This is a genomic window from Niastella koreensis GR20-10 (genome assembly GCF_000246855.1).
Lineage (GTDB): Bacteria > Bacteroidota > Bacteroidia > Chitinophagales > Chitinophagaceae > Niastella > Niastella koreensis.
In genome coordinates this window covers 7,631,035-7,646,860 of record NC_016609.1, presented here as the reverse complement: position 1 = coordinate 7,646,860, position 15,826 = coordinate 7,631,035, and the positions used below count along the sequence as shown (strand labels likewise).

Here is a 15,826-nt window from a genome sequence, read left to right as displayed (position 1 = left end):
GTAAAAATGAAATAATGATGATGAAATTTTCTGTCCCGTTTTTAATTTTCCTTACCCCCGTTTTCAGTGCGCAGGCGCAGAAAACATCCGTTAAGGCTTATCCGAAACCATCCTATAAAACTATTACGGTTTATACCACAGCTGAGAAAACCGATTACCGGATTTCAAAAACAGCTACCCTGACCCTTGCCCCATTTGGCCAGCCATTGGAAACCCAGCCCTGTGTATTTATTGACGACGCAAAAAAGTTTCAAACCATTACCGGGATAGGCGGCGCCATTACCGATGCCAGTGCTGAAACCTTAGCCAAATTGCCCGCAGCAGCCCAGGAAGAGTTGATAAATGCCTATTACAATCCCGACAAGGGAATTGGTTATTCGCTTATCAGAACGAATATGAACAGCTGCGATTTTTCAAGCGATACTTACACGTATGTTGCCGACAATGACGCCACCCTGAAAACATTCAATATAGCCCACGATGAAAAATTTCGCATTCCGATGATAAAAAGGGCCATGGCTGCAGCAGGCGGTAAACTGCCATTATTTATTAGTCCCTGGAGCCCGCCAGCCTGGATGAAAGACAACAACGACATGCTGCATGGCGGTAAACTGAAAGAAGAGTTCAAACAAAGCTGGGCCAATTACTATGTAAAGTACATCAAGACCTATGAAAGCAAAGGCATTCCCGTTTGGGGCCTTACCGTGCAGAACGAACCCATGGCAAAACAAAAATGGGAGTCATGTATTTTTTCAGCAGAAGATGAAAGAGATTTTATAAAGAAATATTTAGGCCCAACCCTGCAGCAACAGGGATTGAGCAGCAAAAAACTTATTGCATGGGACCACAACCGCGACCTGTTGTTTCAGCGCGCCACAACCATCCTCAATGATCCAGCAGCCGCCAAATATGTATGGGGTATTGGTTACCACTGGTACGAAACCTGGACTGGCAGCGCCATGCAGTTCGATAACCTGAGAAGAACCCACGAAACGTTTCCTGATAAGAACCTGGTGTTTACCGAAGGTTGTGTAGAGAAATTTGATCTGAGCCGGATTGAATCGTGGTCAATTGGTGAGCGCTATGGATTTTCCATGGTAAACGACTTCAACAGCGGCACCTGCGCCTGGACCGACTGGAACGTGTTGCTGGATGAAACCGGTGGCCCCAACCATGTGGGGAATTTTTGTTTTGCACCCGTGCATGCCGATACAAAATCAGGCAAGTTGATCTATACGAACGCCTATTATTATTTAGGCCACTTCTCGAAGTTTGTAAAGGCAGGCGCCCGCAGAATTGGCACGGCCAGCAGCCGTGATAAATTAACTACTACTGCATTTATAAATCCTGATGGTAAAATGGTGGTGGTAGTGTTGAACCTCTCGAACGATGAAGTAGCTTATAAAGTTTGGTTACAGGGCAATGCGGCAGATGTAACCAGTTTGCCACATTCAATAGCCACGTTGGTTATAGAGTAATAACTTTTTTTCTATACAGTAGTTACAAATACAAGAGTCCCGCCATTTGGCGGGACTCGCGTTTTATAAGATCGGTTCTTCAGGCTTATTAATAGGCTATATAGGTAGTGTTAAACGTACCATCTTTTACAACCAGACTGTCATTGCCTCCAAATGCGTCATAAATTACTCCTTCAAATTTACCAGCTACCTTTTTGTTGGTTTTATCCAATGTGGTAACAGTAACAGAGCCATGTGACCTTGGATCTGAACTATCATACAATTTTGAAGTGTTAATAGTAGCCATTTCAATTTCTGCTTGGGCAAAGGTAAGCTTGGTATTTAATTTCGCAGTATCCTGGAACAATACCTCGATGACTAAAGAGTCGCTTGGCATAACCGCTCCGCCTACTACCTCTATATAACCATTTTGAAGAGTGGCCACTACAGCTTTTGGTTTAAAGGCGGTTGTGCCAATAGTAGCAGACATTCCAAGAGCCGGGCTATTGGCGTCTTTGTCTTTTTTACAACTGGTAAAGCCAATGGTTAATACAGTAGCAAATACAGTAGATAATCCCAGTAAGCGAAAAGTTTTGTTTTTCATACTTTTTTTTAAGGGGTGATAAATGTTTTTGGGCCATAGAAACGGGGTGGGTGAACATTTATTGTTATCCGTTATTACGCTTATTGCTTCAAGTTTCGGGTACGCAATTGTGAAAGGGGCTGTTTTCCCGGGTTTTATTGGTTCCCAGGTTTTTGTCACCTGCACACTTATTGGCAAAAACAACACGCCTATTGGCAATACTGCACGGTTATCAGTTTTGTGAAAGGATATAAAAAATTATTATCATCTTGTAATGCTCAATTGTTACATCGCCTTTTCCTTTAAAAAAATTTTTATTTTTTTTTGAGCTGCTGTTACTGCCAGCTTGCCTGGTTAGTAAACGGCAGTTCTTTTCTATTATATACAGGTACGGCAGAAAGAGAACACCAGCTGTATCCAAACCGCACAGATAGCCAGAGTGGCAAATCCGGTCAATTCATTACGAAGTGAATAAGCCTTATATTGTAGCATGGAAATAAGGCTGATTGTTATAAGAACAGTGGAGATTGAACGACTGGCAAACTTTTATACATTACTGGGATTAACATTTGAATACCATAAACACGGAAAGTCTCCCTACCACTATTCTGCGCCTGTAGGGAATACGATACTTGAAATTTATCCCCTGGCCAAAGGGCAAACCGAAGCCGATAAAGAATTGCGGCTGGGCTTTGCCCTTGACGATTTCGATAACACGATGACCACATTGAAAGAAAGGAGTGTTGAGTTTGTATCGGAGCCCATTCAAACCGACTATGGGTTTATGGCCATCATTAAAGACCCTGACGGGCGAAGGATTGAGTTGTATAAGAAGTAGTATTTATAAAATTCCCCTGATAATAGCAAGGTCATCCATTGGTTTAAGTCCCCATTCTTTTTCAATATCTATGCGTTTACGTTCCAGCATATTGGGAGACTGACAGCCCGTTTTATCAATTAACAGCAACTCGGCTACATTGCCTGCCTGTTGATAAGTTTGATTGTTATACCTGCTGAAAGTAAAGATGCCATCGGTTGCCAAACTAAAATCGCGTATTTGCTGTGCCGAAACCCTTTGTTGTTGATTGGCATACCAGGTGTCGAAATCCTCCTGTAAATGGTAGCCCAGGTAATCTGGTTTATTGTCCTGTTCAAATTCAAAAAAATCACCATTAAGGCAAATTAGCCCATCCCCGATGCAAAGAAATTCCCCCGTTGCATTATTACTAACAATAACAGCAATCAGTAATGTGTTCAAAACCTCTTCCCTTTTCAGTTGAATGGCGTTTTTTAACTCCCGTAGTTCCTGAAACAACTGCCTTAAAATTCCTGCCAGGGTTTGTTGCAAATCAACGGATTGCTTTGAAATGAATTCTTTATAATTATACTCATTCGCAATTTTTCGAAGGAGCTTTCCGGTTAAAGTAGCCGCGAAAAAGCTGTCTGTACCCATTGTACAGCCGTCCATTACGGCGCAAAGGATTTTTTCTTTACCAATTTCGGCGGTTATTAAATAGTCTTCGCAATGATTGGTGTGATTTTCTCCAATTGTTAGTGTAGTATATAATGTCATGAATGGATATTGCAAAATTAAGGAGATTTTCTACCTTTGCACTACCGATAATTTCGGCTGCTGACATCTCTGTAAGGGGCAGATGTTCCTACCAACGTCCCACGATCTAATCTTTTTTATTCCAAATTAAAGAACATGCAACCTATTGCGTTCTATTGTGATACCAATAGCATTGAACAAAATGCTATGGATCAGTTACGGCAGTATGCGCAGAAGCCGTTTGTAAACAATATTTGTGCTTTTACCGATATCCATTACTGCAGCGAAAAGGCATTGCCGGTAGGCGTGGCCTTTGAAACATCGGGTTATTGTTATCCCCTGATAACCGGCAAGGATATCGGGTGCGGGGTAATGTATCTTAAAATAGACAAAGAATACTGGCGCCGGCCATTTGATAAGGATGCTCATTACCGGGCATTAAATTTCGCCCATCAAAAAATGACAGATGATGGCCTGGGCGGCGGCAACCACTTTCTTTCTATTGAAGAAGACGCGAACGCGATCTACATTATTTGCCATACCGGTACCAGGGATAGGGGAATTGCCCTGTATCAGCAATGCATTCAGTTAACCAGAGACTTTTCCCTTCAGTATGGGCAGGCGGTGGATTTTGTGCATACCGATTTTTTGACAGCTGATTTTCTGAAGTACTATAACGATACTTTACAATTTGGCTATGAGCGAAGAAAGAATTTCTGTTTTAAAACATTGATCTTTTTACAGAATGCGAATTACATTCAATGTAACAAAGAAGCAATTGACAGAAATTACCTGCAAGCCAATTTTAAAGGGAAGGATCACACAGGTGCAATGAATGGAACACCTTATTTATTGGAAGATTCCATTCACAATCATCTGCGGTTTGAAGAACAACGTATAGTACACCGGAAGGGAAGTACGGAACTGGAAAAAGGTAAAACAGTTGTAATTCCACTCTCGATGTCGAGAGGAAGTTTACTGGTGCAGCCAGCGGATTTACCAGGTGCGGGGAATGCGCTGTATTCCTGTGCGCATGGGGCCGGGCGAAAGTTATCCCGCTTTGATGCCATGAAGTACTGGAAAACTGTTTTGAAAGAAAAGCAACGCAAAGCTTTTAAGGAACAGTTTGCTGAATTGTTAGACAGGTCGGGTAATTTTCCCCAGGGATATGTCCAGGAGTTTGATTTTGCCTATAAGGATTCGGTTGATATATTCAAACATCAGCCATACCTTAAAAAGGTAACGCAAACCATTCCCGTGGTAACAATTAAGTATTCGGAAATTTAACGCAACTACAAATGGAGCCATCGGCTCCATTTGTTAATTTAGCTTATTATGTTAGACGAATCAACCAGAGAATATATTTGGGATTACTATCAGAAGTTTATGACTGCTGAGGAACATGCTGCTTTATTGCATTATGAAATAACGTACCGGTTTGGTGAACGCATTAAAAGAGACGGGCCTGAGAACCAGCCAGAAATGATTCGTTCAAAAATATCGAAGGACCCGGCGGTGCTGGCTCTTTTAGAAGAAGGCTTTCAACAATTCATAACAAATACGATAGAAAGAATATATAGGGAGAGTGCAGATAAAATATTCTTTAATAAGTGTCCCCAATGTGGCAAACTGGCCCGTACGCCGGAAGCTAAACAATGCCGGTACTGTGGTTTCTCCTGGCATGGAAAAGACCTGGAAACAGGTAAATATAAAGAAGTGGGAAAATTTAAAATTGCCGGCGCTTTTCAGATCATTGACGGACTATTTTATATTGTTGGCGATGTCGTATCAGGAGAAATTAAAAAAGGACTGAAAGTTAATCTCACTGTTTTAAGCCTCACTATAAGGCCGGATATAACCGACGTAGAATCCATAGCCTACAGAGGCGACGGCAATCTGCGACAAGCTACCGCATTAGCGATCTCCATTAAGTCAGAAGCAGATAAAGAGTTTCTGAAAACAAAGAGTCCTTTTGAACAGCCTGTTCCGGTTGAAGAATAGCGGGTGTTTAAACAGCCCTCATTGCCCCGGCGTAAAAATTGCTGCAATTAGTAAAAGGGCACATGCATAATTTATCCAGTTCCGGCGACCTCGATGCGTTGATTAATGAGGCCGGCAGCAAAACGATCGTCATGCTGGGCGAAGCCTCCCACGGCACGCATGAATTTTACACCTGGCGAACAGCCATTTCAAAGAGATTAATTGAAGAGCACGGATTTAACTTTATTGCAGTCGAGGGCGACTGGCCCGATTGTTATAAAATAAACCGGTTTGTAAAAGGCTATACAGATGCCGGCGATTCAATTAATAATGTATTGCAGGTATTTGACAGATGGCCCACCTGGATGTGGGCAAATTGGGAAACCGCAGCTCTGGCCGAATGGTTACGTGAACATAATCAACATTTGAATATAAATAAGAAAGTTGGTTTTTATGGGCTCGATGTGTATAGTCTCTGGGATTCCATGGAGGCCATGGTTAACTATCTTGATAAGGAAGATCCGGGTGCATCCCTGTCGGTAAAAGCAGCCATCCAATGTTTTGAACCTTTCCGTGAAAGGGAACAATCTTATGCGTATTCATTAAAAGAACATAATTGCCGCGATAAAGTGATGTCATTGCTGAAAGAAATAAGAAAGAAAGCCCAGTTCCTGGATGGCGACCGCGAAGCAGGATTCAACACAGAGCAAAATGCGTTGATTGCAGTAAACGCAGAAAAATATTACAGCAGCCTGATTGGTTTCGATAATGAAAGCTGGAACATTCGCGATACGCACATGATGGAGACGCTGGAACGGTTGATGAAATTTCATGGGCCTGCAGCCAAAGGAATTGTGTGGGAGCACAATACGCATATTGGCGATGCAAGGGCTACTGATATGAAAAGCGCCGGCATGGTGAATATTGGCGAACTGGGAAGAAAAAGATATGGTATAGAGGATGTATACCTCGTTGGCTTTGGTTCCTATGAAGGAACTGTTATAGCCGGTGACGCCTGGGGGGCGCCCATGGAAGAAATGGATGTGCCCCCTGCAAGAAAAGGCAGCATAGAAGAAGCGCTGCACTTACGCGGCGACCACAATCGCTATATACTTTTTAATGAAGAAACAAGCGAGCTGTTCGAGCGGCAACTTGGGCACCGGGCTATTGGTGTGGTGTACCATCCGCAGCGCGAAAAGTATGGTAATTATGTACCTACTATTATGAGCGATCGTTACGATGCCTTTGTGTTTTTTGATACCACGCAGGCATTGCATCCATTGCATTTATCTACAGGTAATCAAATGCCTGAGACCTATCCATTTGGTGTTTGATCCTGCCCCATTTTCTGTTTCAACATCGCCAGCTCGGCTTCAATATTCACCAGGCGTTTATAGATTTCGCCGGGGCCGGGTAATTGCCTTGTCCAGCGTTCAACTACATACCAGATCTCCGCAACCTCTTCCACATCCAGTACAATCGTGGGAAATTCGCCGGTTTGATTATTATCGCTTTTTACAATGATCTTTCCCTCATGATACCTGTTGATCAGGCGTTTGATCAATACACCCTGAAAGCGGGTCACAATTACATATACACGGTCATCACGAACCTCGGAAATATCGGCCCAGCGGGCAATTACGCGGTCAGCATCCTGTAAAGTAGGGAACATGGAATGACCTTCCACCTCAAAGATCCGGTAAGTGCCATTGGTGTAACCGGGCAATCTGTAAGCAGATAAAGATTGGATAAATAAAGGATCGCCATAGCCGGACATATAGCCGGCCCTGGCTTTTACGGGCACGTATATGATATTCTCTTCGCCCTGGCTATCAACAGTAATATATTTAGGTGCCTGAAACCGGCGGTACGGAAAAAGGGTGCTGCCTACAACAGAAACAGGCATCTCTTCATCCCCTGGAGGTAATAGTTGGTTTTTGTCACCGGGACTATCGTTTACCGAATTTTCGTTGTTTTCTTCTGTTTTATACCCCACCAGGCCACCCTTGGACAAATCCACACTAATTAGCTCATCTATAGAAATGTCGAAAAATGAGGCAATTTTTTCTAATGTACCCAAATCTGGTTCTGAATGAGTTGTTTCGTAATTCGAGAAGGTATTACGCTTTAAACCCAATGCAGTGGCCACTTCCGCCTGAGTCAGCCCTTTTTTCTTTCTTAAGAAGGAAAGATTGTTTGCAAAAAAAGTTGACATAATTTAAAATTATTTGCCTCAAAAATTAGAATTGTCAAAAAATGAGGCATATATTTGCTGTATCAAAATGATGCAATGAGCTAAAGTATGCAAAAAACAACGAAACCGTACCATGGAAACGAGACAAAGCCTGAAAAATCGACTTCTTCTCCCGGGCTTTGACTCAAAAATTATCACTTCTAGTGCAGATTGGTCCTTCCATGCGGGAAACTTGTTTAACCGATTTTATTAACTGTATAAAAACCGAAGATTATGACACATATGCTTTTACAAAAGAATCACACGCCAACTTACAAAAACGGAAGTACCATGAATGTGCATACAAGGAGAGAATTATCAATCGTGAGTCACGTAATCACGCGTGCTCAATATGAAATACAGCAACAAGCCGGCATAGAGGTAGTATTAATACCTCGCTATTCAAATAAAATGATGGAGGATGATGTGAAGCAGTTGTTTGAAGCCATGTGCGACTGCTGGAATGTTCAGATGGCCTGGGTGAGTGATAAAAGCAGGGCGAACGACAGACCAACCATGCGCAAACTGTTGTGGATGGTTGGTAAGAAAAAATTCCCGCACATTCCATACAGCATGCTGGCAAACCTTACAGGGGCAACAGATCATGCAGGCGTAATTAAAGGAATAAGAAGCGGCTATAACTGGCTGAACGTACAGGATGAAAAATTCCTGAAATATTACGAACCGGTTAAAAGTTATTTTGAAGAATTATAGTCATTTCTTTCATGTCTGCCCAAACGAATTAACTAATTATTAAACCATAAATCTTACAACTATGTTCCGCGAAAAAAAGAAACTGATCATCAATGTAAATTATGATGAAGCCCAGGATGCGTCTGCCAAATATGCTGAAGTATCTGCACGGCTTGGAGTTATTGAATCGCAATTGAACGATCGCATAAACAGGATCAGAGATCAATTCCAGGATGAGATCATTCAACTCAATATGGAAAAGGAGCGGCAAATGGAAGTGCTGGAAACTTACGCGAAAGAGCAGAAAAGCAATTGGGGCAAACGCAAAAGTGTTGAGTTATTACATAGTGTGATCGGTTTTCGCACAGGAACGCCAAAAGTTACCAAGGATAGAAAATTTAGTTGGGAAGATGTGCTTGACATGGTAAAAGAAAAATTCCCTTCTTTAGTGCGTGTTAAATGTGAGCTCGACAAAGAAGCCATTATATCCATGCGTGAGGAAGCGCAATTCCAGGATCTGCAAAAAACCTGTTTTGTTGATGTTGTACAGGAAGAAACATTTTTTGTAGAAGCAAAATTACAATCATTGCTTCGCGTTGCATAAAGGTTATAGAAAAGTGTTTAAGGCTCTGATTAAAAATTTTCTTGTACCATAGCTAGTAAGTAGAGCCGTTCTGTTTCCACAGAATGGCATTTATTTCCTTTATTCCTCATCAACGTAATTGGTAAAAGTGCGAATGTGTCGCAGCCATTTCAGTTGTTGTTGCAGGCTATCCATATCACATACCAGTTCCTTCCGGCTTAGTTGCTTCAGTTCATCAATATTGGTAACGCCTGCCGTAACCTGTTTTAGTTGCTCCAGCGACATCCACCCCATGGCATGAAGAGAATGAATAATGATGGCAAAAGTTTGTTTGGCCTTTACCGGATATGGCAATTGCCATAGCCGTTGATTAATGGCGCTTGTTTCGGCCAGGAACAATTGCTGTAATTGATCTAAGTTCCGGTACAGGTTGGGAAGCGTGTAAACCCCCTTGTGTATATCTTTCCAAACATCAAAAGCGTCATTGGTCAACTGCATAAGACCGGCAGCCGGATACAGGATCTCCAGTATTTTTTGATCGGGGTAATTGTCCAGCAGTGCGCAGAAAAGCAGCACTGCATAATAACTTTTTTTGTAAGTGATCTCCTGCAGTGCTGTTTCTGTAATAGTATTGTCTGATTGTTTCAATGATTCCTGTTGCCAGTGAGCAACCGCTTGCAAATGCCCGATGAAGTGTTGTCGCCTGGGTATACCGCGCAACAGTTCAAGGTATATGTCTTTTGCCAGCTTATCAGTTTTGTTTATCGGAAGGTATGCTTCCGGGCCTGTTACCAGCGAAGTGATCTGCTCATAGTTCAGGATGTGATCATCAAAAAGATCATCGAACAAAGGCCCGAATACACTCAGCAAAATAATTCGCTTGTGTTCTTCCCCGCTTAATGCTGACCCGGTTAATTTATATACGTTATCGCATACCAGGTTCAACGCGAGTTGCCAGTATTTGGTAATTCTTTTAATGTCCTTGTCAGTGAATGTTTGCTCATAATCCGGCACTATATTGACCAGCAGGTTGGGAAGATAGCTTTTAAGGTATCGTTCCTGTTTTTTAACCCGCCGGTAAATGACAAGCATTGTGCTAAGGATACGGACACTATTAACTGAAGGGCTTTTGTGCATTGTAAAGGTATTATTTTCCAATCACCGTCCAGTCGTGGGAGCCAAAACCATCATTAATGAATTTGTCCATAAGGGCAGCAATAACGGGCACCAGCACCAATTCGTTGCCTGCTTGTTGGGTAGCGTCAAGGAAAAGCTGGGTGTCTTTGCGTGCCATATTCAGTTCCCAGGAGGGTTTGCTTTGATCGGGGGCTGCCATGCGTTTCAAACGGCCTGATATAAGCGTGCCGGGGTTCCACATGCTGAATAATTTAAGCAGCTCGTCCAGTGAAATATCCAGTGACTTTGATAAAGTAAGTGTGTCTTTCAGGGAAACGGTTAAACAAACCAGGAAGGCATTGCCGGCCAGCTTCATGGCGGCAGCTTTCCCAACTTCTTCGCCAAAATTAATCAACGTACCCGTCAGTTTCGACAAAGCAGGAGTAAGCGCAGTAATAATCGCCTCATCGCCCGAGATCAGCATATATCCTGTGCTTTCCAGTGCATTGATGGGCCCCATAAAAACAGGCGCGTGCTGGTAAGTGAATCCTTTCTCTTTCCAGTCCCTGGTTCTGGCTATAGCGCCTTCTTTTGAAGTGGTAGTATGATCTATAATGATGGCGCCTGGGGCAAGGCCTGGTTCGGCTGCTTTCAGTACCTCGTCAACCGAAGCGTCATCTTTTAAGGTAATGTGAATTTCCGTAGCGCCTTTAACGGCATCAGCCGCATATATAAACGCTTTGGCGCCTTCTTTTTCCAGCTCCTGCGCCCTCGAGGCGGTCCGGTTCCAAACCTGAACGGTTTCTCCCTGTTTTATCATAGCCCGAACGAAATTCGAGCCCAATAGTCCCATTCCTAAAAATGCTTTCATGACAATGTTTTTGCAAAGATTGGGGATTTCACAGAAATCGCAATATCCTGATTGCCTATCAATTTGCCCCCTGTCATGGAAACAGTAGAAATTCGTCAAAACCGGAAGAAAGTAATTACGATGCTGAAGAAAATACAAAACATACTTTCTACGTCAGCGAATGACATTAAAAATGTACAATACGTACTTTCTATAGTCATTATGTGACATATTTGAGGCGTATATCAAAATTTCCTCATTTCTTTATGAAATGGCGAAGGACCCCCGCTATCATACATTAAATAAACTACTCACAAGCGGCCAGTTAAATAGTCTGGCGGAACTCCTGGACATCTTGCCTAAAACTGTATTGACCCATGACCTGGGTATGCACCATATAACTTTCAACAAACTGATCCTGCACCCGGGGCAATTTAAATTAGATGATATTTACGCAATAGCTTCGCTGATAGGCGTTGATAATAAAGTGATGCTGCAGTTTTTCTTTAAAGAGACCGGAGAAAAGAAAGTAAAGCGGAAGAAATAAATTCCTGTAAAAAGTTAGATACCGCAAAGAAAAATCAGGCTCCGGACGAAAGCGCCGGGCCTTTTTGTAAGCCCGGAAAGATTTACGCTTAAACACATTTACGCCATTGCGTGGTTAATTGGGATTGATAAAAAGATAGTGCTGGATTTGCTTTATAATGAGACCGCAGGAGACAGGAAAGCGAAACGAAAAAAATAGTACGATACGCACAAAGACAATCAGACCTTGACATTATCGTCGGGTCTTTTTTGTTAGCAAAAGCGTAGAATGAATTCGATCGCTTACTTCATAAACTTTTTTATAACCCGGTTCTGGCCAACAATAAATGCGACCTCAAAAAGGAAGGGCATCCGGGCCATAGTTTTCAGCACCTTTGTTTTTCTACGCATATCTGCTCCCGCCCTTTTATAAAGAATGTGATCGTAACTTTTTACAAAGGAGGCACTGAAATTCTTATTAGTAAAACATTGTTTTACCTGTTCCGCTGCCAGTTTACCACTAAGAACGGCGTTGCCTATCCCATCTCCGCTAACCGGGTCAATCAGCGAGGCAGCATCGCCCACCAATAAAAAATGATCCCCGCTCATTGTTATCCATCGTGAACCCATGGGAAGGCCGCAGCCCTGTAATGTTCCTTCGAGTTGGGCATTTTTAAACTTTTCTTTTAAAACAGGTGAGCGTTCAATAAAATCGTAAAAGGCGTTTTTGACGTTGATTTTATTGCGAACAACCATGTCGGATAAAATGCCCATGCCTGCATTCACCATCCCGCCTTTAACAGGGAATACCCAAAAATATCCCGGCAGGTATTTTCTGTCGAAGTATACTTCTGTACAGGTGTCTTCCATGCCTGTAACGCCGCTGTAATAAGCCCGCACACCCGCAACATGATGCTTTCTGTCCATTTCACGGGCGGTGAGTTTTTTAGCCGTAACACCATTGATGCCATCGGCGCCAATCAGCATGGTGCAGTCATATCGTTTGTTACTGTTTTTTGCTATTACGGTATATCCTTTTTCATACCTTACAATATCACTTATCGCAATGCCTTCCAGGGTGTGGATCTCATGGCTGTTTTTGAGGTGCGAAAAAAGAAAATTGTCGAAATGCTCACGGGTAACAGTATAAGCTTCGAGGGTCCAGGTAAAATCAAGTTTCTTGTTGTTGTAATAACAAAGCGTGCTGCGGGTGGGCAGCTTCTCACTAAAGTCAGCCAGTCTTGAAGCAAATTGAGGATCTATTTCATGAAGAAATTTAATAGCCCGGCCCGGGATCGCATCGCCACATACCTTATCGCGGGGGAACTGGTGTTTGTCTATAATGGCTATCCGCAAACCGGAATTTTTGAGCGCCATAGCGCAGGCACAGCCTGCGGGGCCCGCGCCTACTATAATTACATCGTAATGATCACTATTTGAAAGAATGGCTGTTGCGCTCATTTGATATTGAATTGAACTCGTAATATTACAGTCTTTTGCCCATTATTACAGGCAGAATAACTATTTCGCAGCCAGGGCCTGTCCCTCGAAAGCGATCCCCGGCCAGCCATGCGCCATAAATTGTCTGATGTTCTGATGGTCGGTTCCGCTGGGCGTATTTAAGACTGATTGATAGTGTTCTGCAAATAAATAAAGTGTGTCTTCCTTACTCAGGTTATTTAACTGCGCAAATGAAAACACTTTGGCGCTACCCTGATTTTGAGTGGCCTCATTATAAGCCTCCCCGTTTTTAAAGGCAGTGGGTTGATGGGTATAATAAGTTTCAATAAACTCAATCACATCTTTGAACGAAACGGAATTATCCTTTAAATTCTTGATCAGGGTAGTTAATTGTTCTTTCATGCCGCAAATGTAAGCTCAACCAGTTAATTGCTTTTTTCTTTTTCCAACCAGATAAAAGGTGCCGAACAGGAACATGGGCAACTTGAAGAACAGGAATACAAACGCAAGCGTAGGAAGAAAAAATGAGAGCACCACACAGATCAGGCTATTGATCATATCTAAATTGAAAACAAGCCGAAACCGGGTTCTTAAGTTTTCAGACAATTTTTCTTTGTCAACATAGCTTTTCCTGTCGGCATAATCCCAGATGGAATTTTGAAGAATGGCCAGGCCCAGTACGTTCAGGCTATAGAGAAAGATCACCGGAGTTTGCCCGAAATGACTACTAACCAGGGTGGTGGCAAAAGGTAAGGTAACTATCAGGAACAGCCAGCAGGTGTTCACAAACATAATGCGGTCGTCCATTTTATAAATGTAGAGGAATGCGTTGTGATGGGTACGCCAAAAGCCTGCGATATTGATAAAGGAAAGAATAAAAGCCAGGTAATTTCGCCAGGGCAGCAGCAGGTCTGCAAAACTTACTCTCCGGTCTACAGGGAGCTCCAGCTTTAGATTCAACGCCAACAGGGTGATGGCAATGGCTACAATGGCATCACTGAAGAAAATTACCCGTTCAAAAGCTATTTCCTTTTTTATAAAATCTTTCACGGAGTAGATTAATTTTGAGGATAAACTATAAAGCCAAAATAATGAGCTATATAGAAAGGTACAAATTCTCAATTTAGTGTAATCTTTGCATCAAAAATCGAATTTATCATGGTTAAGTTTAAGGACATTGCAGCCGCTGGATATTCAAAATATGTTGAAATTGACCTGGGTGCTTCCAAAATGGTTATTTTATCCGGGCAGGTTGCTTTCGATGCTGACGGCAATACCGTTGGTAAGGATAATTTTGAACAACAGGCTGAGCATATTTTCCAGTCTATTAAAAGTATTATGGAAAAAGCCGGTGGAGGCATGGAGAATGTAGTCAAATTGACAAACTACGTAACAGATGTTGCTAACCTTCCCGTATTCAGAAAGGTCAGAGACAGGTATATTAATCTTGCTCAACCCCCAGCTTCGACAACAATGGAAGTAAGCCAGTTTGTGAAACCAGACCTGTTACTGGAAGTAGAAGCTACAGCGATAATAAGTAAATAAGTATAATATAAAAGCGCAAATCCTTCATTAGGGATTTGCGCTTTGGCTTTATAGCATTTCTATTTCGGTAAATGAATTCCTTCCGTATCATCCAGCCGGGCAACAATACCCCAGCCATAAAAAAAATTGGCCAGCCCAATTAGGATCTCGTTTTTGCCTTTCTTCAGCGGTAATCTTACCGTGGTATTTTCAATTGTACATCTTCCATTGGGGAATTTCTGACCTGGCGTTCCAAAATAGTTTTTATCTGAATAGAGGAACTCTCTGTTTACGAATATTGATACCTCATCGCTGAATCCAAGATGTAAAACACGCTCCTGTGCGCTATCAGATTCAATCGTTGTTTTTAACCACGCAAACCGTCGTTTACCAAAATCCGTGTGACCTAAAATGCGGGTCAGGTTAATATTGCCGCGGACCTCTGCCCATATAGGCGTCCATTGGGTGGCGCTATCAGGTAAAGCGGAGCCCGTCGAGGTCTTTTTCACATATGGGAATGGAGGCAGGATCTCGTTCCCAAACGAGAAATCGCTGGCATTACTCACCTGCCAGTTACGCAGGTAGCGGGTATCATTGTATGTGGAAATATAGCCAGGGTTCGGATCGAGGTTCTCCACTACATCAGGTTTTATTACCAGGTTGGCGATGGTCACATTTCCGCCCGAAAAAGCAATACCGCCTTTTTCCAGGGTGCCTTCCAGGGCAGGTACAATCAGTGCCGGCCGGGTCATGTTATTAACAAAAGCTTTCAATTGTTTGCCGGATATAATCAATTTTACATGGTTCCACCCGGGAATGTTAAGTGTGGTGCCTGCCTGGTATTCATCTGTAAGGTCCCACATGCTCATGCCATCGATCACAGCGGCATATTGAATGGTGGTGCGGCTTTCCGGTGAGGTGGTGCCAAAATACCGCAGGTAGAATTGATCACTGTTCTTTCTGTCGGCAGACTCGCGAAACGTAATACCGGGAAATCCCCGCACTATTTCAACATCGTATTCAATGGTGCCATTGGAGAATTGCCCGTTTTTAAGCACCAACGGGGATGGACCTTTAAGATGGATGGCCTTTACATTTTTGTTCATGATAAACTCAACCCCTGCTGAGTCATACTGCCAGTAAGCCGGCTCCATAGGGATTGTTGTTTCCTGGACTGCAGCTTTCTTTTTCTGCGCAACAGCGGCTAACGTAATAAGGGGCAGCACCAGGAGGATGAGGACGAACTTTTTGAATGTTGGGTTCATAACT

18 protein-coding genes are annotated in these 15,826 nt (G+C 42.8%); 9 read left to right on the top strand and 9 right to left on the bottom strand.

Translation table 11 applies throughout. The annotated features are described in order from the left end of the window. The first annotated feature begins 14 nt into the window (after positions 1–14). Entirely contained in the window at positions 15–1,478 is a 1,464-nt protein-coding gene (locus NIAKO_RS30365) for a glycoside hydrolase family 30 protein (RefSeq protein ID WP_014222304.1), read from the top strand. Positions 1,479–1,566: 88 nt separating this feature from the next. On the opposite strand, the gene NIAKO_RS30360 is transcribed toward NIAKO_RS30365, so the two are convergent. Next, entirely contained in the window at positions 1,567–2,061 is a 495-nt protein-coding gene (locus NIAKO_RS30360; RefSeq protein ID WP_014222303.1) for a hypothetical protein, read from the bottom strand. A gap of 469 nt (positions 2,062–2,530) precedes the next feature. Between NIAKO_RS30360 and NIAKO_RS30350 the strand changes: the two genes are divergently transcribed. Continuing rightward, a complete protein-coding gene (locus NIAKO_RS30350; RefSeq protein ID WP_014222301.1) occupies positions 2,531–2,878 on the top strand; it encodes a VOC family protein in 348 nt (115 codons plus the stop codon). Between the two features lie 3 nt (positions 2,879–2,881). Here the strand turns inward: NIAKO_RS30350 and NIAKO_RS30345 are convergent, their stop codons facing one another. Continuing rightward, the gene (locus NIAKO_RS30345) at positions 2,882–3,613 is read right to left on the bottom strand and encodes a protein phosphatase 2C domain-containing protein (RefSeq protein ID WP_014222300.1); all 732 of its coding nucleotides are present in this window, start codon (positions 3,611–3,613) and stop codon (positions 2,882–2,884) included. 135 nt (positions 3,614–3,748) lie between these two features. Here NIAKO_RS30345 and NIAKO_RS30340 point away from each other — a divergent pair, with 135 nt between their 5' ends. The 3 genes from NIAKO_RS30340 to NIAKO_RS30330 all read left to right on the top strand — a co-directional run bounded on the left by NIAKO_RS30340 (position 3,749) and on the right by NIAKO_RS30330 (position 6,906). After that, the gene (locus NIAKO_RS30340) at positions 3,749–4,879 is read left to right on the top strand and encodes an RtcB family protein (protein WP_014222299.1); all 1,131 of its coding nucleotides are present in this window, start codon (positions 3,749–3,751) and stop codon (positions 4,877–4,879) included. Positions 4,880–4,927: 48 nt separating this feature from the next. Continuing rightward, on the top strand, positions 4,928–5,593 hold the full coding sequence (locus NIAKO_RS37340; RefSeq protein WP_014222298.1) for a zinc ribbon domain-containing protein: 666 nt from the start codon (positions 4,928–4,930) through the stop codon (positions 5,591–5,593). Positions 5,594–5,655: 62 nt separating this feature from the next. Beyond that, positions 5,656–6,906, top strand: a complete 1,251-nt coding sequence (locus NIAKO_RS30330) for an erythromycin esterase family protein (protein WP_014222297.1) — start codon at positions 5,656–5,658, stop codon at positions 6,904–6,906. Here NIAKO_RS30330 and NIAKO_RS37335 read toward each other — a convergent pair. Beyond that, a complete protein-coding gene (locus NIAKO_RS37335; protein ID WP_014222296.1) occupies positions 6,888–7,787 on the bottom strand; it encodes an XRE family transcriptional regulator in 900 nt (299 codons plus the stop codon). The genes NIAKO_RS30330 and NIAKO_RS37335 overlap by 19 nt on opposite strands. A 252-nt stretch (positions 7,788–8,039) precedes the next feature. Between NIAKO_RS37335 and NIAKO_RS38810 the strand changes: the two genes are divergently transcribed. Further along, positions 8,040–8,519 carry a hypothetical protein gene (locus NIAKO_RS38810; RefSeq protein ID WP_014222295.1) on the top strand — a complete coding sequence of 160 codons (480 nt, stop codon included), beginning with the start codon at positions 8,040–8,042 and terminating at the stop codon, positions 8,517–8,519. 61 nt (positions 8,520–8,580) lie between these two features. After that, on the top strand, positions 8,581–9,102 hold the full coding sequence (locus tag NIAKO_RS30315; RefSeq protein ID WP_014222294.1) for a host-nuclease inhibitor Gam family protein: 522 nt from the start codon (positions 8,581–8,583) through the stop codon (positions 9,100–9,102). A 99-nt stretch (positions 9,103–9,201) separates the two neighbouring features. On the opposite strand, the gene NIAKO_RS30310 is transcribed toward NIAKO_RS30315, so the two are convergent. Both NIAKO_RS30310 and NIAKO_RS30305 read right to left on the bottom strand, forming a co-directional pair. After that, on the bottom strand, positions 9,202–10,173 hold the full coding sequence (locus NIAKO_RS30310) for a class 1 isoprenoid biosynthesis enzyme (RefSeq protein ID WP_041347490.1): 972 nt from the start codon (positions 10,171–10,173) through the stop codon (positions 9,202–9,204). Between the two features lie 55 nt (positions 10,174–10,228). Then, positions 10,229–11,068, bottom strand: coding sequence for an NAD(P)-dependent oxidoreductase (locus NIAKO_RS30305; RefSeq protein ID WP_014222292.1), 840 nt, complete (start codon positions 11,066–11,068; stop codon positions 10,229–10,231). A gap of 250 nt (positions 11,069–11,318) precedes the next feature. Here NIAKO_RS30305 and NIAKO_RS30300 point away from each other — a divergent pair, with 250 nt between their 5' ends. Next, a complete protein-coding gene (locus tag NIAKO_RS30300; protein WP_014222291.1) occupies positions 11,319–11,594 on the top strand; it encodes a hypothetical protein in 276 nt (91 codons plus the stop codon). Positions 11,595–11,875: 281 nt separating this feature from the next. Here NIAKO_RS30300 and NIAKO_RS30295 read toward each other — a convergent pair whose 3' ends face one another. Genes NIAKO_RS30295 through NIAKO_RS37330 form a run of 3 tightly spaced genes read right to left on the bottom strand, consistent with a single transcriptional unit; the run spans position 11,876 to position 14,083 of the window. After that, complete coding sequence (locus NIAKO_RS30295) at positions 11,876–13,033, bottom strand: geranylgeranyl reductase family protein (RefSeq protein WP_014222290.1); 1,158 nt, start codon at positions 13,031–13,033, stop codon at positions 11,876–11,878. Between the two features lie 60 nt (positions 13,034–13,093). Further along, positions 13,094–13,435: a HopJ type III effector protein gene (locus NIAKO_RS30290; RefSeq protein WP_014222289.1), complete on the bottom strand. Its 342-nt coding sequence runs from the start codon at positions 13,433–13,435 to the stop codon at positions 13,094–13,096. A 15-nt stretch (positions 13,436–13,450) separates the two neighbouring features. Then, on the bottom strand, positions 13,451–14,083 hold the full coding sequence (locus tag NIAKO_RS37330; protein WP_014222288.1) for a TMEM175 family protein: 633 nt from the start codon (positions 14,081–14,083) through the stop codon (positions 13,451–13,453). Between the two features lie 108 nt (positions 14,084–14,191). Here NIAKO_RS37330 and NIAKO_RS30280 point away from each other — a divergent pair, with 108 nt between their 5' ends. Further along, complete coding sequence (locus NIAKO_RS30280; protein ID WP_014222287.1) at positions 14,192–14,578, top strand: RidA family protein; 387 nt, start codon at positions 14,192–14,194, stop codon at positions 14,576–14,578. 59 nt (positions 14,579–14,637) lie between these two features. Here NIAKO_RS30280 and NIAKO_RS30275 read toward each other — a convergent pair whose 3' ends face one another. Continuing rightward, positions 14,638–15,822 carry a hypothetical protein gene (locus NIAKO_RS30275; protein ID WP_014222286.1) on the bottom strand — a complete coding sequence of 395 codons (1,185 nt, stop codon included), beginning with the start codon at positions 15,820–15,822 and terminating at the stop codon, positions 14,638–14,640. Positions 15,823–15,826: the final 4 nt, after the last annotated feature.